The sequence below is a fragment of the Massilia sp. Leaf139 genome (assembly GCF_001424165.1).
Lineage (GTDB): Bacteria > Pseudomonadota > Gammaproteobacteria > Burkholderiales > Burkholderiaceae_D > Telluria.
Window position 1 is genome coordinate 214567 of record NZ_LMOJ01000025.1, and the last position, 19759, is coordinate 234325.

A 19759-nucleotide genomic window follows, 5' to 3' on the forward strand; every position below is an offset into this window, starting at 1 on the left:
AAAGCGCGCGTTCCGAAATAGAAATTTAGTCACCTCTGGAGTGATACATGAAAGCACTGCTCGATCTATTCAAGCAAGTACAGCAAAATGAAAGCTTCGACGCCATCAAGATTGGCCTGGCGTCGCCCGAAAAAATTCGTTCGTGGTCGTTCGGTGAAGTCAAGAAGCCCGAGACCATCAACTACCGTACCTTCAAGCCGGAGCGTGACGGCCTGTTCTGCGCCAAGATCTTTGGCCCGATCAAGGATTACGAATGCCTGTGCGGCAAGTACAAGCGCCTGAAGCACCGCGGCGTCATCTGCGAAAAGTGCGGCGTCGAAGTCACGCTCGCTAAAGTGCGCCGTGAGCGCATGGGGCACATCGAACTGGCCTCGCCGACCGCGCACATCTGGTTCCTGAAGTCGCTGCCGTCGCGTCTGGGCATGGTGCTCGACATGACGCTGCGCGATATCGAACGCGTCCTGTACTTCGAAGCATATGTGGTCACCGATCCTGGCATGACCCCGCTGAAGAAGTGCCAGATCATGTCGGAAGACGATTACGCCGCCAAGTACGAAGAGTACGGCGACGACTTCACCGCCTACATGGGCGCCGAAGGTATCCGTGAACTGCTGCGCTCGATCGACATCCACCGCGATGCCGAAGCCCTGCGCGTGGAACTGAAGGAATCGAAGTCCGAAGCGAAAATCAAGAAATACGCCAAGCGCCTGAAAGTGCTCGAGGCGTTCCAGCGTTCGGGCATCAAGCCTGACTGGATGATCATGGAAGTGCTCCCGGTTCTGCCGCCGGAGCTGCGTCCGCTCGTCCCGCTGGATGGCGGCCGTTTCGCGACCTCCGACCTGAACGACCTGTATCGCCGCGTCATCAACCGTAATAACCGCCTGAAGCGCCTGATGGAGCTGCGCGCGCCGGAAATCATTACGCGTAACGAAAAGCGCATGCTGCAGGAAGCGGTCGACTCGCTGCTGGACAACGGCCGTCGCGGCAAAGCGATGACCGGCGCCAACAAGCGTCCGCTGAAGTCGCTGGCTGAAATGATCAAGGGTAAGGGCGGCCGTTTCCGTCAGAACCTGCTGGGCAAGCGCGTCGACTACTCGGGCCGTTCGGTCATCGTGGTCGGCCCGCAGCTGAAACTGCACCAGTGCGGCCTGCCGAAGCTGATGGCCCTGGAACTGTTCAAGCCGTTCATCTTCAACAAGCTCGAACTGATGGGTCTGGCAACGACCATCAAGGCGGCGAAGAAACTGGTCGAAATCCAGGAACCGGTGGTCTGGGACATCCTCGAGGACGTCATCAAGGAACACCCGGTGATGCTGAACCGTGCACCAACCCTGCACCGTCTCGGTATCCAGGCGTTCGAGCCGGTGCTGATCGAAGGTAAAGCGATCCAGCTGCACCCGCTGGTCTGCGCGGCGTTCAACGCCGACTTCGACGGTGACCAGATGGCAGTCCACGTGCCGCTGTCGATCGAAGCGCAGATGGAAGCGCGTACCCTGATGCTGGCGTCGAACAACATCCTGTTCCCGTCGAACGGCGAGCCGTCGATCGTGCCGTCGCAGGATATCGTGCTGGGTCTGTACTACGCGACGCGCGAGGCGATCAACGCCAAGGGCGAGGGCATGCTGTTCCCGGACGTGTCGGAAGTCATCCGCGCGTACGACAACAAGGAAGTCGAACTGGCGACCCGCATCACCGTGCGTATCGTCGAATTCCCGAAGAACGCCGAAGGCGACTTCGACCGTACCGTCACGCGCTACGAGACCACCGTCGGCCGTGCGATCCTCTCCGAGATCCTGCCGAAAGGCCTGCCGTTCTCGGTGCTGAACCGCGCGCTGAAGAAAAAGGAAATCTCGAAGCTGATCAACACGTCGTTCCGCAAGTGCGGCCTGCGTGCGACCGTCGTGTTTGCCGACAAGCTGATGCAGTCGGGCTTCCGCCTGGCGACGCGCGCCGGTATCTCGATCGCCGTCGACGACATGATGATCCCGGACGTCAAGAAGGGCATGATCGCGACCGCTGAAGCGGAAGTGAAGCAGATCGAGCAGCAGTACGCTTCGGGTCTGGTCACCGCCGGCGAGCGTTACAACAAGGTCGTCGACATCTGGGGCAAGACCTCCGATGAAGTCGGCAAGGCGATGATGGATCAGCTGAAAGTGGAACCGGTCACCAAGCGTGACGGCACCGAAGGCACCCAGGAATCGTTCAACGCGATTTACATGATGGCCGACTCGGGCGCCCGTGGTTCGGCAGCCCAGATTCGCCAGCTGGCCGGTATGCGTGGTCTGATGGCGAAGCCGGACGGCTCGATTATCGAAACGCCGATTACCGCGAACTTCCGCGAAGGCCTGAACGTGTTGCAGTACTTCATCTCGACGCACGGCGCCCGTAAGGGTCTGGCCGACACCGCGCTGAAGACCGCGAACTCGGGTTACCTGACCCGCCGCCTGGTCGACGTGACCCAGGATCTGGTGGTGATCGAGGACGATTGCGGCACCAGCAACGGCACGCACATGAAGGCGATGGTCGAAGGCGGTGAAGTCATCGAGCCGCTGCGCGACCGTATCCTCGGCCGCGTCGCCGGTACCGACATCGTCAATCCGGAAACGCAAGAGACCCTGTACGAAGCCGGCACGCTGCTGGACGAAGACATGGTCGAAGAGATCGAACGCGTCGGCATCGACGAAGTGAAGGTGCGTACGCCGCTGAACTGCGACACGCGCTACGGCCTGTGCGCCAAGTGCTACGGCCGTGACCTCGGCCGCGGCATGCTGGTCAACAGCGGCGAAGCGGTCGGTGTCGTGGCAGCACAGTCGATCGGTGAGCCGGGTACCCAGCTGACCATGCGTACCTTCCACATCGGTGGTGCGGCATCGCGTGCGGCAGTGGCCTCGTCGGTCGAAGCCAAGTCGAACGGCACGGTGCGCTTCACGGCGACCATGCGTTACGTCACCAACGGCAAGGGTTCGCAGATCGTCATCTCGCGTTCGGGCGAAGTCCTGATCACGGACGACCACGGCCGCGAGCGCGAGCGCCACAAGGTGCCGTACGGCGCGACCCTGATCGTCAAGGACGGCATGCAGGTGAAAGCCGGCACCGCCCTGGCAACCTGGGATCCGCTGACCCGTCCGATCATTACCGAGTACGCCGGTACGATCCGCTTCGAGAACGTGGAAGAGGGCGTCACCGTCGCTCGCCAGGTCGATGAAGTGACCGGTCTGTCGACCCTGGTCGCGATCGATCCGAAGCGCCGCGGTTCGGGCAAGGTGCTGCGCCCGCAGGTGAAACTGCTGAACGACGAGAACCAGGAAGTCAAGATCGCCGGCACCGAACACGCCGTGACGATCGGTTTCCAGGTCGGCGCGCTGATCATGGTGAAGGACGGCCAGGCTGTTTCGGTGGGTGAAGTGCTGGCACGTATCCCGACCGAATCGCAGAAGACCCGTGACATCACGGGTGGTCTGCCACGCGTTGCCGAACTGTTCGAAGCACGTTCGCCGAAAGACGCGGGCATGCTGGCCGAAGTCACCGGTACGGTTGCCTTCGGTAAGGAAACGAAGGGCAAGCAGCGTCTGGAAATCACGGACATGGACGGCAACAAGCACGAGTTCCTGATCACCAAGGACAAGCAAGTGCTGGTGCACGATGGCCAAGTCGTGAACAAGGGCGAGATGATCGTCGACGGCCCGGCCGATCCGCAGGACATCCTGCGCCTGTTGGGTATCGAAGCGCTGGCCCGTTACATCGTCGACGAAGTGCAGGACGTCTATCGTCTGCAGGGCGTCAAGATTAACGACAAGCACATCGAAGTCATCGTGCGCCAGATGCTGCGCCGCGTCTCGATCGTCGAAGCCGGCGACACCGACTACATCGTCGGCGAGCAGGTGGAGCGTTCGGAGCTGCTGGAAGAGAACGATCGTATGGAAGCCGCAGGCAAACTGCAAGCGACCTACGAGAACGTGCTGCTGGGTATTACCAAGGCATCGCTGTCGACCGATTCGTTCATCTCGGCCGCATCGTTCCAGGAAACCACCCGCGTGCTGACCGAAGCGGCGATCATGGGCAAGCGCGACGGCCTGCGCGGCCTGAAGGAAAACGTCATCGTCGGCCGCCTGATTCCTGGCGGTACCGGTCTGGCATTCCACCGCGCCCGCAAGGAGAAGGAAGTGTGGGAGGCGGAAGAGCGCCAGGCACTGCTGCAGCAGGAGAAGGCCAATATGGCTGCCGAACTGCAGGCGATGGAAGACCAGGCTCAGGCGCAGACGACTGAGCATCACGGCGACGCTGAGTAATCAGTAGCTAGCTGAACAAGAACGGCACCTTCGGGTGCCGTTTTTTTCGTCCGTACGAATCGTTAGCTCCTCGGCTCGAAGCGCGTTACCATGGCCGTAGTTGCCTATCGAACATCCTTTGACGAGCTTGCTCCGCAATGACATCGACCAGAACGATCCGCCCCGCCACTGTCCACGATGCCGAGCGCATCTGCACCATCTACAACCACTACATCGCGACGACGACGATTTCGTTCGAAGAGGAACCGGTCACTCCCGCCGACATGGCCCAGCGCATTGGCGACGTGCTTGCTGCACATCTGCCTTGGCTCGTCATGATCGAGGATGACAAGCTGATCGGCTACGCCTACGCCACCAAATGGCGCGTGCGCGCCGCCTATCGCTTCGCCGTCGAGAGCTCGGTCTATCTTGATCCGGACTATGCCGGCAAGGGCGCCGGCACGGTGCTGTATGAGGCCCTGCTGGCCGAGCTGCGCGGGCGCGATCTGCACCTCGTCATCGGCGGTATCGCGCAGCCGAACGAAGCGAGCGTGCGCCTGCACGAGCGGCTGGGTTTTACCAAGGTGGCGCACTTCAGCGAAGTCGGACTGAAATTCGGGCGCTGGATCGATGTCGGCTATTGGCAGCTGAAACTCAACTGATTGCATAAAGGTGGAACACGTGAACACACCCTGCCTCATCATCATCGATATGCAGAAGGGCATGGCGAATCCCGCTGCCGGCAGCCGCAACAATCCGCAGGCGGAGGACAACATCGCCCGGCTCTTACACGCCTGGAGAACCGCCGGCGCCGAAATCGTGCACGTGCGTCACATCTCGCGCTCGTCGGCCTCTCCCTTCGCGCCGGGCCAGGCCGGGGTCGAGTTCCAGGATGCCTTGCAGCCGCTGCCGCACGAGCACGTCGTCGAGAAGAATGTACCGGATGCTTTCATCAATACCGGACTGGAACGCTGGCTGCGGGTACGCGGGATCGACGCGCTCGTGCTGGTCGGCGTCAGCACCAATAATTCGGTGGAGGGCAGTGCGCGCACGGCCGGCAATCTGGGATTCAAGACGACGGTGGTCGCCGATGCGAGCTTCGCTTTCGCCATGCGCGACTATGCCGGCGTGCAGCGCAGCGCGGACGAGGTGCATGCGATGGCGCTGGCGAACCTGGACGGAGAATATGCGGCAATCAAACATACGCAAGCCCTCCTCGAACGTCAGCCATATGCGGCGTCATGAATGTGAGCGCTCCCTCACTTTTTCACAATGGATGACCGCTAAATAAGCAAAAGTGAGCGATCCCTCACTTTTAAGACTTGTTAGGATTCCCAGTGCTAAAATGTGAGTGATCCCTCACATTGGATGCATATGAACAGTCTGGAACAACCCACCAAATTGAGCTCGACCGCCGAGTTGGGCGAGCTGGTTCGGCAGATTCGCAAGGAACAAGGGCTGACCCAGCTCGATGTCGCCGGACTTGCTGGTCTCAGCAATCGTTTTGTCATCGACCTCGAGCGCGGCAAGGAAACGCTGCAGATCAAGAAGGTGCTCGACGTGCTGAGCCTGCTGGGGGTGGAACTGAGCGCCAGGAAGAAAGTCTGATGGCGACGCGCGCTCCCGTCCCCAGGGCCTTATGGGTCTACGGCCCCGACGGGTTGGTGGGCACGCTCCACAATACCGAACCTCTCGCGTTTTCCTACAGCGAAGCGTGGATGGCGACGCCAGGCGCGGCGCCGATCCACCCCGAGCTGCCGCTCGCCGGCGGCATGCTCGATTCTCCGTATGTCGCCGCCTTCTTCGAGAATCTCCTGCCCGAGGGAGATCAGCGCACCGCCATCAGCATGCGCGAACAGGTCAGTACTGTTTTCGGCCTGTTGGCCCGGGTGGGCGGCGAGAGCGCGGGGGCGTTCACGCTGGTGCCCGAAGGAGAAACGCCGCAGGCGCCGGTCTACCAGGCGCTGAGCTGGGAACAGGTGCGCGTGCTGGTGCACGACGATGGCGCCCAGTCCGACGAGCGCAAGGCCATCGAGCGAGCCGCGCAAGACATGCCCAAGCCGCGCATATCGATGTCGGGCGCGCAGTTCAAGATGGTGCTGTATCTCGACGCGGCGGGCAATCCCTTCCGTCCGATGGGCAATGCGCCGTCCACGCACATCCTGAAACCCGATATCCAGCGCCCCGACATCAAGGCCTTTGCCTCGTCTGTCAACGAGGCCATCGTGATGCGCGTGGCCGTCCTGTGCGGCTTGCCGACCGCGCCCGTCACCTACCAGACGGTCGCGCAAGCCTGTCTGGTCGAACGCTACGACCGCGTGCGCCAGGCCGACGGCACGCTGCGCCGCCTGTGGCAGGCTGACTTCTGCCAGCTGCTAGGCGTGCCGTCGGGCGTGAAGTACGAGCACGAAGGCGGGCCGACCTTCAAGGATTGCTACGACAAGCTCGCCCTGTCGGTGCAGCCGGCGGTCGACCGGCGCCATCTGCTGCGCTGGCTGTTCTTCAATCTGTGTGTGGGGAATAACGACTCACATGCCAAGAACATCGCCTTGCTCGCCACGCCGCAGGGACTGCGCCTTGCACCGTTCTATGACCTGATGTGCACCCGGATTTATCCCGGGCTCTCGAACCACTTCGCGTTCGCGATTGCGGGCGAGTCCGAGCCGGGCCAACTCACCGACGCGCATCTCGCCGAGCTGGCCAGATCGCTGGGTGTCAACGTGCGCTACCTGCAAAAGCTGGCGCTCGAGGTCGCGCAGCATGTCATCGAAGCGCTTCCCGCAGCCGCCGCCGAGATCGGCTCGGGCCTGGATTTCAATAACGCGGTCATGGCCGAGCGGCTCACGCAGCGCATCACGTCCATCGCGACGCGGATGGCCAAGCGCTTCGCGGGCACGGAGCGCTAACGCAGCCTTGCCGGCAAGCGCCAGCCGGGCTCCCTTATCGTTCCGAATGTTCTACACTCGGCGGTGGAGTTGGTCTCGTTCAAAAACCGGATGACTGAAAGGAAGTGACATGAAAGCTCAATGGATCTGCGCGCTGGTGCTGAGTTCGACCTGGGCCGCGGCGGCCGTGCATGCGGCCGAGATGAAGGCGACGATGAATGCGGTGTCGGACGCTGGCGTCGGCCAGTCGGGCGGCACGGTGACCATCAGCGAAACCAAGTATGGTCTCGTGTTCACCCCGGCGCTGACCGGCCTGCCGGCGGGCGTGCATGGCTTCCACGTGCACGAGAACGGCAGCTGCGACACGAACCAGAAGGATGGCAAGCCGGTGCCGGCGGGCGCAGCGGGCGGGCATCTGGATACGACCAAGAGCAAGAAGCACGGGCTGCCGTGGGGCGATGGGCATATCGGCGACCTGCCGGCGCTGTATGTGGAGAGCGCCGGGGCGGCGAACAATCCGGTGCTGGCGCCACGCCTGAAGAAGCTGGCGGACGTAAAAGGCAAGGCGTTGATGGTGCACGCGGGTGGGGATAATCATGCGGATCATCCGGCGCCCTTGGGCGGTGGTGGGGCGCGGATTATGTGCGGGATTATTCAGTGAAATAAGATTTCATCGGCAAACGCCGGCGAAATAATATTTCAACATTTGCAGGTGTTCCGGAGCGTGCCATCTGCATAGGCCGTACCGCGTGGGCACGGAGTGCCCACCCTACAAAAACAAACCGGCCGGTCAAAGATGACTGGCCGGTTTCGTTTACTTCGCCGCGGCGCGGATCTTGCCGAAGGCGTCGCCCGCCTTCCACTTCGGCATGGTCGGCGAATCGGCCACCATGCGGCCCAGGTTCAGCGTGAACTGCGCCTGCTGCACCATGCCGGTCAGATCCCAGCTCGGATCGTATTCGTCGTTCACCTGGTGGTAGCGCGCGCGATAGGCTTTCGCTTTGGCGTTGTTCGCCTCGACGTCACGCACCCAGGCGCTGCCGCCGCCGACCGAGAAGGCGGGGATACCGGCCTTGGCAAAACTGAAGTGATCGCTGCGGAAGTAGCCGCCGGCCAGATCCGGCTTCGCTGGCGCCACCGTCAGGCCCATGGCTTTCGCCGTGGCGGCGGCCATCGCGCCCAGGTCCGTGCGCTCGCTGCCCTGCACGCCGATGTCTTTCGCCTCGCCGACGAAGTTCAGGCTGTCCAGGTTCAGGTTGGCGGCGGTCTTCGCGGCCGGCCACAGCGGACGGGCGGCGTAGGCGGCACTGCCGAGCAGGCCCTGCTCTTCGGCCGCCACCCACAGGAACATCTGCGAACGCTTGGCCGGGTTGCGCGAAGCTTCCTGCGCCATCGCCAGCAGGCCCGCCGTGCCCGAGGCATTGTCGACGGCGCCGTTGAAGATGGTGTCGCCTTCCGTCCCTTGCTTGCCCATGTGATCCCAGTGGGCGCTGTAGATGACGACTTCGTCCTTCAATTTCGGATCGGTGCCCGGCACGACGCCGGCCACGTTGTACTCGCTCAGCGTACGGATCGCCGCGCGGGTCTCGCCCTTTACGCGCGCGTTCAGGGTGACCGGCTTGAAAGCCTTGTCTTCGGCTGCGGCGCGCAGTTTATCGAGATCCTGGCCGGCTGCCGCGAACAGCTTGCGTGCAGCGGCGTCGGTCAGCCAGCCCTGCATACCGGTGCCGAGGTCGGCGTCGGCGAGCTGGAAACGCTCGGCGGCGGCCCAGCTGTTCTGCACCACGCTCCAGCCGTAGGAGGCCGAGGCGTCGGTGTGGATCAGCAGGACGCCGGCCGCGCCCTGGCGCGCCGCTTCCTGCAGCTTGTACGTCCAGCGGCCGTAGAAGGTGAGGCCGGCGCCATTGAAGCGCTTCGGCTCCGCGGCGGTCGGCGCCGGGTCGTTGACCGTCATGACCAAAATCTTGCCCTTGGCGTCCAGGCCCTTATAGTCGTTCCAGCCTTCTTCGGGCGCGGTGATGCCGTAGCCGACGAAGACCAGTTCCGCATCCATGCTGTGCTCAGGCTTGGCGTCGCCCGGCGCCCAGACCCAGTCGGCGCCGAAGTTCAGCGGCAGCGCCTGGCCGCCGGCGACAATCGCCACATTGCTCTGCTGCGGCAGCGGACGCACGCCCGCGATCTTGACCTCCTGGCGGAAGCTGGTGCCGTTCGCGGGCTTGAGGCCCGCGGCCAGCGCCTGCGCTTCCAGATAGGCGACGGTCAATTCTCCGCCGCGCTGGCCGGTGCCGCGGCCCTCGAGGGCGTCCGAGGCGAGGAAGGACAGGTGGCCGCGCAGCGGCGCTTCCTTGACGACGGCGGCGGGCGCCTTCGGTGCGGCATGCGCGGGATAAGCGACGGCCAGGCTGCTGGCGAGGGTGGTGAGGACGACGGCGGAGACGATCTTGTGCATGGAATCCTGCTGCGAAGTTGATAGAGGCGTTGATGGAGGCGCACGCGCGGTGCGCGCAACATTGTAGTCCATGCGTGTCGTCCGAGCGCCCTAATAAAACCACAGCGTATCGGCCGCGATCGAGCGCCCGCTCTGCGGGATCAGCGCGGCCGCCGGCCGCGCCGGCAGCAGTCCTTCGGGCACCCCGGGCAGCACCTCCTCGATGCGCACGTTATAGATCGGATCGGACAGCACCGCGATCCGGAAGCGCAGCAGGCTGTCCTCCATCCCGTACAAGGTCACGTTCAAGGTCTTGGCTTCCTTGTCGAGTAGGGTGCGTCCGTTGAGCGTCACCCGCGTCGGGCGCGCGCCGTTGATTTGCAGGCGAATCTCCGGCGCCCGGTTCTCAGACACCAGCGTGAAGTCGGCATGCCGGGTCGCTCCCCTGGGGTAGTGCAGGATGCGCGTGAGGGGAAACTTCAAGCCGTCGCGCGGCGCCCAGGCGTACCACTGGCGCGGGCTCTCCCAGCCGAACACGTTCACGAAGACATGCGGCTCTTTCAGGTTGGCGAACAGTTTCTTGCCCCAGTCGTCGAGCAGCCCGTCCGGATGGAGCCAGTAGGCGTCCCAGCTCGGCATGTCCTTGTAATACACGAGCGCGTCCGCGCGCAGCGGTGGCGCTTCGCTGAATTCGGCGGCGCCGCCGGCCAGCACCAGGCCGACCAGGCCGGCCGCCAGCAGCGGACGCACGGCATAGCGCCGCGTGTACACCAGCAGCGGCGTCGCCACGGCAAGCAGCAGCATCAGCATCGCCACTGGCAGGTTCATGCGGCTGGGGGAGAGCACCATGAAGCTGTCGCGCAGCGCCGGCGGCACGAGGAGCACGGCCGGCAGCACGCCGGCCAGCAGCACGAGCAGGCGCGCCGCCGGCGGCCATGCCGCAACCCGGCGCGCATGCAGTACGGCGAACGCGGCCAGCGCCGCCAGCAGCGGCCACGCGACCAGGTAGGCGGCGCCGGGCGCAAGCCAGCTAGCCAGCAGCAGCACCAGCACCAGCGCGCCCAGGCCGATAAGCATCGGCGCCGCTAGGCCCGTCGCCCGCTGCAACAGGCGCTGGCCGGCGATGTAGCCGGCGGCGCACAGCGCGCACACGGCCGCCAGGTAGAGCAGGGCATGCGGCCCGTGCGTCGGCGCTGCCGGATTCCACACGCGGTGCAGGCCGGGCGCGTGCAGCCACAATTGCCAGGCCAGGATACCGAGCGCCACCGCGAGCGCGGGCACGACGAACAGCGCCTGCGCCAGCGCGACCCAGTCCAGGCCGGCGCGCCGCGCCGCGATGCAGGCACCCGCCAGCAGCAGGCAGGCCAGGCCCGTCATGGGCCAGACCAGCGCGGCGCCGTAGTGCACCGTGCCGACCAGCGGCAGCGCGAAGACTACCCGGCCGGTCGACGGCTGCGGGTCGATGCGGGCGGCGCCGAATGCATCCGCCAGGCGCAGCATCGTTTCTCCCATCTGCTGCAGCGTGGCGCGCTCGAAGCGCTGCGGCGTATCCAGCGCGCGCTCGCGTCCGAACGGACGGCCGGTGTGCGCGAACTGCAGCACCGGCACGCCGAGACGATCGAGGGCGCCGAGGCGCAGCGCGCCAGGAGCGAGCTGGTGGATCTCGTGCATCAGCGACGAGCCGGAAATATCAGGCGCCGCACGCAGCCAGCCGCCGATCGCGGCCGCATTCGCATCGAACGTGTTGTAGAGCGTGAGCGGCCCGCCGCTGCCGCCGCTGTCGAAGCGCAGCGCCAGTCCGACCTCGCGTGCCCACGGATGCTGCTCGGCGAAGGCCTGCATGCCGAGGCTGCCGACCCGCTCGCCGTCGGCGAACAGCACGATGATGTCGTTCGCCAGCGGCGCACCGGCGCGCAGCGCGCGCAGGGTTTCGAGCAGGGCCGCCACCGGCGCCGCGTCGCTGGCGCCCAAGGTGGCGGGAGCGCTGTCGAGGTGCGCCGCCAGCAGCAGGCTGGATCGGCGCGCGCGCTCGGGCGCCGTGCCCGGCAGGCGCACCAGCACGTTGTGTACCACGCCCATCGTCGCTTCGACGTTGGCGTTGTAGTCGAGGTAGTTCTTCTGCACGAGGGCGCGCTGCACCTGCGGCTCCAGGCCCAGGGCGCGCAGGCGATCCAGCAGCCAGGCACGCGCCGCGTGGTTGGCGCTGCTGGCGATCGGACGCGGCGCGCGCGCCAGCGCCTCCAGGTCGGCGCCGGCGCGCGCGGCCGAGAACTGCGTCGCTGGCGCATTCACGGGCGCGGGTGCGGGACGCGGCACCTGACCGGAGTGCAGCACCAGCCAGGCCAGGGCGGCGATCAAAACAAATGCCGCGGCGAGACCGGCGCGGGAAGGCTGGACTGAATCGGAGAACATGGAACCGCATCCTTTTCGTAATAAAAGGCCGAACGGGAGCCTGCCGGGCAAAACGCAGGCACAAAAAAACCCGCCAGGCTGAGGGGTGGCGGGGTTGAAACGGAAAAGTAGAACTTAGTCGAGCGTCCAGACGTAGGCGATCTGTCCCCAGCCGGCTTCGGGCACGCCGTTGTTCATCGCCGGCTTGAATTGGCACAGGCTAAGGGCGCTCACCGCGGCGCGGTCGAGTTCTCGCGAGCCGCTCGACTTCTTGATGCGCGAATCGGTCACGCGGCCGTCGGCACCGACCAGCAGCGCCAGCGTCACCGTGCCGGTCTCGCCATTGCGCGCCGCGCTCGCCGGATAGTTCGGCTTGACGCAGCCGTCGGCATCGGCCAGCACCGCGCTGCGCATGGCGCCGCTGTTGGCCGAAGGCGTGGTCGGCTGGGGCGCCACTTCGGCCTGGGCCGGCTGCGCCCGCTCCTGCACGGGCGGCACCTCGGTCGTGGTCTGCAGCGGGTTGTCCATGGGCGGCGGCGGCACGTCGACCTCGAGCTTCGGCACCACGATCTGCGGCGGCGCGACTTTCGGCGTGACGGTCGGCGGCTCCGGTGGCGGCTCGGGCGGGCGCACCGGTTCCGGTGTCATGAAGACGGTGAAGTCCTGGGGCAGGGACGGCATCGAGATGACCTTGTTGTTCATCATGTTGACGACACCGACGGCGATCAGGGCGTGCAGGCCGGCGACAAGGGCGAACTTGCCGGCCTTGCTGCCGCCGTCATGGGGCATGGATGAGAAGTGCATGGCGATCTCCTTTGTTGTCGTGCCCCGCCGCATGGAACGCGGGGCCTTTTACTGTCGGAAGTGCTGCCGTTTTCTAAAGCGTAGAAACAATATATGCCATGAGATAGCAATTAGTAAAGCGTTTTCTTGGTAATTGTGAATGCCAGACGGGGTTGCGGGGGAGCATTGGCGCCCCCGCTGCGAGGCAAGCAACCCCTCGCCTCGGGGCGCGTTGTATGAAATAATCCTCCCAGGCCCAATGATCATTCTGTCCATTGGCACACATAGCTGCCAGTCATTGGTAAGCAGATGTAAGGAACGGAGACTAGAGTGAGCAAGCAACAACCCATCCGCGTCATGCTGGCCGACGACCACCCGATCGTGATGACGGGCTTTGCGATGTCGCTCGCGGCCGAGGGCATGGACGTCGTCGCCCAGGCGCGCACCCCCGAGGAAGCAGTGGCGCTGTACGCCCAGCACAAGCCCGACGTCGTCGTGCTCGACATCCGCTTCGGCACCGAACTGACGGGCCTCGACGCCGCGCACAACATCCTGCGCGCCGACCCGCAGGCCAAGGTGGTCTTCCTCAGCCAGTTCGACCAGGACAGCCTGATCAAGGAAACCTACCGCATCGGCGCCCACGCCTTCGTCACCAAGGATTGCGACCCGGCCGACCTGGCCGCCGCGGTTCGCCAGGCCCAAGCCGGCAAGCTGTACTTCCCGCCGCAGATCGCCGAGCGCCTGGCCAGCATCGCCGTGCGCGGCGACGTGTCGCCCCAGTCGCAGCTCGATGAGCGAGGCCTCGAGATCTTCAAGCTGATGGCCGAGGGGTTGACCAATGGCGAGATCGCCGAGAAGCTGAACCTGTCGACTAAAACCATCAGCAACACCAGCCAGTCGATCAAGGAAAAGCTGGGCGTGGAGCGCCAGGCCCACATCACCAAGCTGGCCGTGAAATATGGCCTGATCCAGCCTTGATGCGCCTGCGCGCGCTGGCGGCGGGGCTCGCCTTCATCGCCAGCGCCGCCCTGGCCGCGCCGCCGGAGACGCCCGGCTACCGCTTCCAGATCGTCACCGGCGACACCAGCGGCACCACCACCCGCATCGCCGAGGATTTGTATAAACGCCTGGTGCCGACCTTCGCCGCCTTCCGCACCGAGCTGGCCCAGCGCCGGCGCCTGGTGCTGGTCGCCATCGGCCCGGACGCGCTGCGCCAGGCCGCCGCGCGCCGCTGCGATTGCGTCGTCATCGCCACCTTTACCTCGAGCCAGGTCTGGCGTTCGATCGTCGCGGATCTGCCGCCCGCGCGCGCGAAGGGGATGACGGCGGTGTATGCCGAGCCGGCGCCCGCCGACCAGGTGCGACTGGCCACGCTGCTCTACCGGCGGCCGGTGCGGGTGGCGGCCATTCTCGGCCCCGAGACCGGCTTCCTGCTGCCGGCGCTGGCCGGCCAGGCCGAGGTGTTGCAGGCCAAGCGCGACGACGACGTCGGCGACCTGCTGGCGCGCACCGGCCGCAGCGAGGTGCTGCTGGCGCTGCCCGACAGCGCCATCTACAACCCGGAAAACATCCGCAACATCCTGCTTTCGACCTACCGCCGCAAGCAGGGCGTGATCGGCTTCTCGGCCGACATGGTCAAGGTCGGCGCGCTGGCCACGACCTATTCCGACATCGAGGACATCAACGCCCAGGCGGCAGAGATGGCGGCGCGCTTCGTCGCCACGGGCGAGCTGCCGCCGCCGCAGTTCCCGCATTACTTCCGCACCGCGATCAACGAGGGCGTCGCCCGCTCGCTCGACATCGCCGTGAGCGAGGAGGCGCGCCGCTTTGCGCGCGCGCGGCCATGAGCCTCCCTGGTTGGCCGAGTTTGCAATTTTGGCGCAGCTGGAGCATCGGCCTGCGCATGGCCTTCATTACCATGCTGCCGGTGGTGTTCCTGTTCACCGCCTTCGTTTGGTATTCCTGGTACGCGCACCGCGCCCAGGTGGCCGAGGAGCTGTCGGAGCGCGGCCGCATCCTGGCGCGCGCGCTGGCCGAGACCAGCGAGTACAACGTCATTTCCGGCAATCTCACCGACCTGCGTCTGACGATCAACGGCCTGGTGCAGTCGGATAGGAGCATCTTCCGGGTCGACGTGGTCGACGCCGCCGGCAAGCGCGCGCTGCGCGTGACCTCCGAGACGGCGCAGGACGCCGAGCCGCATTACTACGAAGCGCCGATCCGCAAGCAGGTCGTCTGGATCAACCTGTTCACGGACAACGGCACTCCGCACGTCTCGGCCTCGAGCGACGCACGTCCGCCCACGCTCACCACTGAGATCGTCGGCGCGGTGCAGGTGCGCATGTCGCCCTCGAACATGCTGGACAAGCAGGCCAGGCGCTTTCGCATCGAGCTGGCGATGGCGGCGCTGGCCTTGGTGGCGAGCGGCGTGCTGGCCTGGGTGCTGGCGCGCTCGCTGACCATGCCGCTCAAGGAAGCGATTGGCGCGCTGCGTGCCATCCGCGGCGGCCAGTACCGGGTCGAGCTGCCGGTGACGACCGGCGGCGAAGTCGGAGAATTGCAGGCCTCGATCGGCGAGATGTCGGTCGCGCTCGACCAGTCGACTCAGGATCTGGAAAACAAGGTGGCTGCGCGCACGCGCGACCTGGTCGAATCGCGCAACGAGGCGCTGCGCGCCGACGCCGACAAGAGAAAACTGATCCAGAAGGTCAACAGCATCATCGAGGACGAGCGCAAAAGCATCGCTGTCGAGATCCATGACGAACTGAACGCCTCCCTGATCGCCGTGCGCCTGGAAGCGCAAAGCATCGGCATGCTGGCCAATAAAGCCCAGCCGGGGGCGGAAGTCGAGGAGATCCGTAACAAGGCGCATGCGATCACCAAGCTCGCGCTCGACCTGTACGCCAACGGCCGGCGCCTGGTGCGGCGCCTGCGGCCCGAGGTGCTCGACATGCTCGGCCTGCACGGCGCGGTCGAGGAGATGCTGCGCCATTACGAAAGCGCCGCCTGCCGCTTCTCCTTCCATTCGGACGGGGATTTTTCGAAGCTGGGCAACGAGCTGGCTATCTCCGCCTACCGCATCGTGCAGGAAGCGCTGTCGAACATCATGAAGCACGCCGGCGCCACGGCGGCCGAGGTGACGCTGGTGCTCGACGCCGCCGGCGGCCTGCTGCGCATCGAGATCGAGGACAATGGCCAGGGCTTCGACCCGGCCAGCAGCTCCGAAGGCATCGGCATCATCGGCATGCGCGAGCGCGTGTATGCGCTGCGCGGCACGATCGCCGTGCGCTCGGCGCCGGGGCGGGGCACGACCCTGGCGATTGCGCTGCCACTGGATGGGTTGCCACCATCGGGCGCATCTGCGGTATCGTAGCGGCTTGGCTCAACCTCCCCGCATCCATCATGTCGAACGCATTGAAGACTCCCTACGAACTGGGCAACCAGAACCAGACCACCACCCATGCCGAGTGCATCGCCTGGTATGAAGACCTCGCCCGCCGCTACCCGTCCGTGCTGTGGTTCGACATGGTCGGCATCTCGGACGCGGGCCTGCCGATCCACGCCGGCGTGGTCAGCGCCGACGGGGTCTTCGACATCGCGTCGATCAAGGCGGCGAAGCGTCCGGTCTTCTTCAACAATAACGGCATCCACCCGGGCGAACCGGAAGGCGTCGACGCCTGCATGGCGCTGGTGCGCGATTTCTGCACCCAGCCCGAGCGCCTGGCCGCGCTGGGCCAGACCGTGTTCCTGTTCGTCCCGCTGTACAACGTCGACGGCAGCATCAACCGCGCCGACACCTCGCGCGTGAACCAGGATGGCCCGGAGCAGTTCGGCTTCCGCGGCAACAGCCGCCACCTCGACCTGAACCGCGACTTCGTCAAGTGCGACACCCTGACCGCGCGCGTCTTCAACCACCTGTTCACGGCCTGGGATCCGGACGTGATGGTCGACACCCATACGTCCAACGGCGCCGACTACAGCTACACCATGACCCTGATCCACACCCAGGCCGACAAGCTGGGCGGCGAGCTGGGCGCCTTCCTGACCGGCACCATGCTGCCTGCGATCTACGCCGACATGGACGCGCGCGGCTGGCCGACCTGCCCGTATGTGAACCCGGTCAAGGACAGCCCGGATCACGGCATCGCCGAATTCCTGGAGACGGCGCGCTTCTCGACCGGCTACGCGGCCCTGCACCACACGATCGGCTTCATGCCCGAGACGCACATGCTCAAGCCCTTCAAGGATCGTTATGAGTCGATGCGCGCCCTGGTCGAGTCGGCGCTGGCCTTTACGGTGGCGCACGGCGCGCACATCCAGGAACTGCGCCGCGCCGCCCGCGCGCTAGGCCGCACCCGTGCCGAATGGCCGATCCACTGGGTCATGGACGAAGAGAACACGGCCACGTTCCGCTTCAAGGGCTACGAGGCCAAGTACAAGCCGAGCGTGCTGGGCGACTATTCGCGCCTGTACTACGACCGTTCCAGCCCGTGGGAGCGCGACATCGCCTACTACAACCGCTTCCAGGCCGACGTGACGGTGCGCGCACCGAAAGCCTACGTCATCCCGCAGGCCTGGTACGAAGCGATCGAACTGCTGGAACTGAACGGCGTCGAGCTGGAACCCGTAGAAGAAGACCGCATGCAGGACGTGGCCTACTACCACATCGCCTCGGTGACGTCGCGCCCGAACGCGTATGAAGGCCACCTGTTCCACGACGACGTGCAGCTGGAGAAGCGCCGCGCCAGCGTGCTGCTGCGCGCCGGCGACCTGATCGTCCCGCTCGACCAGGATCGGGCGCGCTACATCGTCGAAACCCTGGAGCCGCTCGCCCACGACAGCTTCTTCCGCTGGGGCTTCTTCAACAGCGTGCTGGAAAAGAAGGAAGCGTATTCGGACTACGTGTTCGAAGACGAAGCCGAACGGCTGCTGCGCGACGAGCCGGCCCTGGCCGCCAGGTTCGCCGAGTGGAAAGCCGCCAATCCGGCGCTGCTGTCGAACCAGGAAGCCGTCCTCGACTTCATCTTCGCCAACTGCGACAAGTACCGCGAACCCGAATGGCGCCGCTATCCGGTGTTCATGATCGAATAAGGATCGGCGACGCGTCCTGTAGGGTGGGCTCTCCGAGCCCACGCGGATCAAACATACCAATAACAGGGCAGGCAACAGCCCCACAAACGCATGGATCCCATGCGTCGAACAATCACGAACACCCAATGAAAATTTACGTCCCCGCTGTGATCGCCTGCCTGGCCCTGTCCGGCACAGCGATTGCCGCCCCCACCGTCGGCCAAACCTATTTCGAACAAAACTGCGCCAGCTGCCACACCGTCGATTCAGCTTTGTCCTCGCGCGCCGGCCCCGGCCTGTTCAACGTCATCAACCGCAAGGCCGCCGGCGTCCCCGGTTTCAATTACACCGACGCCCTCGCGAAAGCCGGCGCGGCCGGCAAGACCTGGACGCGCGAAGAACTCGACGTCTTCCTGCGCGACCCGAACAAGGACGTTCCCGGCACCGCCATGCCGATCGGCGTCGCCGATCCCAAGCAGCGCGCCGCCGTGATCGACTACCTCGCCACCCAGAGCGGCAAGGCGGCCGCACCGGCAGCCGCCGCGGGGGCCAAGACCGCCGCCGGCGACCGCGCCGCCTGGACGCTCGACAAACCGGGCGACCTGCACCACATCAAGCCGACCGACCTGGTCGCCCCCTTCGCCAGCGAAAGCGCCGGCAACGGCCCGAAGCTGTCTGCGCGTCCCGACGGCGCCATGCCGGCCGTCCCCAAAGGTTTCAAGGTCGGCATCTACGCCGAAGGCCTGGGCAAGCCGCGCCTGCCGCTGCGCGCGCCGAACGGCGACATCTTCCTGTCCGAAGCGGCCAAGGGCCAGATCACGGTGCTGCGCTCGAACGGCGGCGACGAGGCCGAGACAAGCAGCGTGTTCGCCACCGGCCTGTCGCGCCCTTACGGCATGGCGCTGTGGCCGGCCGGCCTGAACCCGCAATACCTGTACGTCGCCAACGTCAACTCGGTGGTGCGCTTCCCCTACAGCGTGGGTGACCTGAAAGCGAAGGGCGAGCCGGAAGTCGTCGTGGATAAAATCAGTGACACCAGCGGCGGCCACGTCACGCGCACGATCGCGTTCTCGAAGGACGGCAAGACCATGCTGCTGTCGGTCGGCTCGGCCACCAACATCGCCGCGAAAATCGGCGCGACGCCGCCGCAGCCGCTGGCGCAATGGGAAGCAAAATATGGCGTCGGCGCCGCCTGGGGCGAAGAGACCGAACGCGCCGCCGTGCTGGCCTTCGACGTCGATGGCCGCAACCGCCGTCCCTTCGCCAACGGCCTGCGCAACTGCGTCGGCATGATCGTGCACCCGGCCACGGGCGACCTGTACTGCAGCGTCAACGAGCGCGACGAACTGGGCGACAACCTGCCGCCCGACTACATCACGCGCGTCAAAAAGGACGGCTTCTACGGCTGGCCGTGGTACTACATCGGCGCCAACGAAGAGCCGCGCCTGAAGGGCATCCGCCCTGACCTGAAGAACAAGGTGATCGTGCCCGACACCCTGATCCAGTCGCACTCGGCGCCGCTCGGCATGGTGGTCTACCAGGCCCCGAAGGGCGCGAAATTCGCCTTTCCGAAAGAGTATGAGGGCGAGATCTTCCTCGCCCTGCACGGCTCCTGGAACCGCGGCATCCGCACCGGCTATAAGGTCGTGCGCGTGATGATGAAGAAGGGCGTGCCGACCGGGCAGTACCAGGATTTCATGACCGGCATGGTGCTGAGCGACCGCGACGTCTGGGGCCGTCCGGCGGCGGTGGAAGTCGCAGCGGATGGTGCGCTGCTGGTGGTCGATGACGGCGGCGGGGTGGTGTGGCGGATCACGCCGGAGAAGTGAAGCAGTGCGCTTGCGGGCCGGTGTCAGCCTCGACGCCGGCCGTATGGTGGACGGCTCTGCCGTCCACGCGTTGACTTGGCCTGAAATCTGTCGCGGCCGATTAGC

14 protein-coding genes are annotated in these 19759 nt (G+C 65.4%); 11 read left to right on the plus strand and 3 right to left on the minus strand.

The genetic code is table 11. The features are described 5' to 3' along the window. The first annotated feature begins 47 nt into the window (after nt 1-47). The 6 genes from rpoC (at nt 48) to sodC (ending at nt 7814) form a co-directional block, all read left to right on the plus strand. Nucleotides 48-4289, plus strand: coding sequence for a DNA-directed RNA polymerase subunit beta' (gene rpoC / locus ASF77_RS18745; protein WP_056342802.1), 4242 nt, complete (start codon nt 48-50; stop codon nt 4287-4289). 137 nt (nt 4290-4426) lie between these two features. Next, a complete protein-coding gene (locus ASF77_RS18750) occupies nt 4427-4930 on the plus strand; it encodes an arsinothricin resistance N-acetyltransferase ArsN1 family B (protein ID WP_056342805.1) in 504 nt (167 codons plus the stop codon). 19 nt (nt 4931-4949) lie between these two features. Then, a complete protein-coding gene (locus ASF77_RS18755) occupies nt 4950-5513 on the plus strand; it encodes a cysteine hydrolase family protein (RefSeq protein ID WP_082493891.1) in 564 nt (187 codons plus the stop codon). Between the two features lie 129 nt (nt 5514-5642). After that, nucleotides 5643-5876 carry a type II toxin-antitoxin system Y4mF family antitoxin gene (locus ASF77_RS18760; protein ID WP_056342810.1) on the plus strand — a complete coding sequence of 78 codons (234 nt, stop codon included), beginning with the start codon at nt 5643-5645 and terminating at the stop codon, nt 5874-5876. Further along, nucleotides 5876-7174 carry a type II toxin-antitoxin system HipA family toxin gene (locus ASF77_RS18765; protein WP_082493892.1) on the plus strand — a complete coding sequence of 433 codons (1299 nt, stop codon included), beginning with the start codon at nt 5876-5878 and terminating at the stop codon, nt 7172-7174. Before ASF77_RS18760 ends, ASF77_RS18765 begins: the two co-directional genes overlap by 1 nt. A gap of 109 nt (nt 7175-7283) precedes the next feature. Next, complete coding sequence (gene sodC, locus ASF77_RS18770) at nt 7284-7814, plus strand: superoxide dismutase family protein (protein ID WP_056342816.1); 531 nt, start codon at nt 7284-7286, stop codon at nt 7812-7814. A 153-nt stretch (nt 7815-7967) separates the two neighbouring features. Here sodC and ASF77_RS18775 read toward each other — a convergent pair whose 3' ends face one another. From ASF77_RS18775 to ASF77_RS18785, 3 genes are all read right to left on the minus strand, one after another. Beyond that, nucleotides 7968-9602: a M28 family peptidase gene (locus ASF77_RS18775; protein WP_056342819.1), complete on the minus strand. Its 1635-nt coding sequence runs from the start codon at nt 9600-9602 to the stop codon at nt 7968-7970. Nucleotides 9603-9692: 90 nt separating this feature from the next. Further along, the gene (locus tag ASF77_RS18780) at nt 9693-11993 is read right to left on the minus strand and encodes a M28 family peptidase (protein WP_082493893.1); all 2301 of its coding nucleotides are present in this window, start codon (nt 11991-11993) and stop codon (nt 9693-9695) included. 114 nt (nt 11994-12107) lie between these two features. Further along, nucleotides 12108-12776, minus strand: a complete 669-nt coding sequence (locus ASF77_RS18785; protein WP_156648942.1) for an energy transducer TonB — start codon at nt 12774-12776, stop codon at nt 12108-12110. Between the two features lie 309 nt (nt 12777-13085). On the opposite strand from ASF77_RS18785, the gene ASF77_RS18790 reads away from it, so the two are divergent. From ASF77_RS18790 to ASF77_RS18810, 5 genes are all read left to right on the plus strand, one after another. Continuing rightward, a complete protein-coding gene (locus ASF77_RS18790; RefSeq protein WP_229445495.1) occupies nt 13086-13733 on the plus strand; it encodes a response regulator transcription factor in 648 nt (215 codons plus the stop codon). After that, nucleotides 13733-14602: a hypothetical protein gene (locus ASF77_RS18795; RefSeq protein ID WP_082493895.1), complete on the plus strand. Its 870-nt coding sequence runs from the start codon at nt 13733-13735 to the stop codon at nt 14600-14602. Before ASF77_RS18790 ends, ASF77_RS18795 begins: the two co-directional genes overlap by 1 nt. A 56-nt stretch (nt 14603-14658) precedes the next feature. Beyond that, nucleotides 14659-16128, plus strand: a complete 1470-nt coding sequence (locus tag ASF77_RS18800; RefSeq protein ID WP_229445496.1) for an ATP-binding protein — start codon at nt 14659-14661, stop codon at nt 16126-16128. A gap of 29 nt (nt 16129-16157) precedes the next feature. Beyond that, nucleotides 16158-17846 (plus strand): M14 family zinc carboxypeptidase, encoded by a 1689-nt coding sequence (locus ASF77_RS18805; RefSeq protein WP_056342838.1) that lies wholly within the window; start codon nt 16158-16160, stop codon nt 17844-17846. Between the two features lie 125 nt (nt 17847-17971). Further along, a complete protein-coding gene (locus ASF77_RS18810) occupies nt 17972-19654 on the plus strand; it encodes a PQQ-dependent sugar dehydrogenase (RefSeq protein ID WP_056342841.1) in 1683 nt (560 codons plus the stop codon). Nucleotides 19655-19759: the final 105 nt, after the last annotated feature.

Coding starts and splice junctions, on each gene's coding strand:
- ASF77_RS18785 (WP_156648942.1), bottom strand. CDS start 12,776: ATGCACTTCTCATCCATGCCCCATGACGGCGGCAGCAAGGCCGGCAAG.
- ASF77_RS18765 (WP_082493892.1), top strand. CDS start 5,876: ATGGCGACGCGCGCTCCCGTCCCCAGGGCCTTATGGGTCTACGGCCCC.
- ASF77_RS18795 (WP_082493895.1), top strand. CDS start 13,733: ATGCGCCTGCGCGCGCTGGCGGCGGGGCTCGCCTTCATCGCCAGCGCC.
- ASF77_RS18805 (WP_056342838.1), top strand. CDS start 16,158: ATGTCGAACGCATTGAAGACTCCCTACGAACTGGGCAACCAGAACCAG.
- ASF77_RS18780 (WP_082493893.1), bottom strand. CDS start 11,993: ATGTTCTCCGATTCAGTCCAGCCTTCCCGCGCCGGTCTCGCCGCGGCA.
- sodC (WP_056342816.1), top strand. CDS start 7,284: ATGAAAGCTCAATGGATCTGCGCGCTGGTGCTGAGTTCGACCTGGGCC.
- ASF77_RS18760 (WP_056342810.1), top strand. CDS start 5,643: ATGAACAGTCTGGAACAACCCACCAAATTGAGCTCGACCGCCGAGTTG.
- ASF77_RS18775 (WP_056342819.1), bottom strand. CDS start 9,602: ATGCACAAGATCGTCTCCGCCGTCGTCCTCACCACCCTCGCCAGCAGC.
- rpoC (WP_056342802.1), top strand. CDS start 48: ATGAAAGCACTGCTCGATCTATTCAAGCAAGTACAGCAAAATGAAAGC.
- ASF77_RS18810 (WP_056342841.1), top strand. CDS start 17,972: ATGAAAATTTACGTCCCCGCTGTGATCGCCTGCCTGGCCCTGTCCGGC.
- ASF77_RS18750 (WP_056342805.1), top strand. CDS start 4,427: ATGACATCGACCAGAACGATCCGCCCCGCCACTGTCCACGATGCCGAG.
- ASF77_RS18800 (WP_229445496.1), top strand. CDS start 14,659: ATGGCCTTCATTACCATGCTGCCGGTGGTGTTCCTGTTCACCGCCTTC.